We start from the raw sequence: 236 nt of genomic DNA on the forward strand, positions 1-236 counted from the left end.
CCGCCGACAGCCAGAAACTGTGCGACCGCCCGACGCCAATCACGCACACCCCGACTCCGGCCACCGCGACCAGCAGCCCCCGCCCCGCATGCCGCTGCAGCGGCCGGCGCGCCAGCCACAGGCCCACGCATCCCGAGCCCAGTGCCGGTGCCGCGCGCAGGATGCCCACCCCTTCCGGCCCGTGGTGCAGGATCTCGTGCAGGAACGCCGGCAGCATCGCCACCACCCCGCCCAGC

At 75.4% G+C, this 236-nt stretch carries 1 pseudogene; it reads right to left on the minus strand.

What is annotated here, in order from left to right:
* A pseudogene (locus ACQG3P_RS23615) lies at window positions 1-236 on the minus strand (MFS transporter); the annotation flags it as partial.

Origin of the sequence: Stenotrophomonas sp. SrG (assembly GCF_050031795.1) — a bacterium.
Taxonomy (GTDB): Bacteria; Pseudomonadota; Gammaproteobacteria; order Xanthomonadales; family Xanthomonadaceae; genus Stenotrophomonas; species Stenotrophomonas rhizophila_A.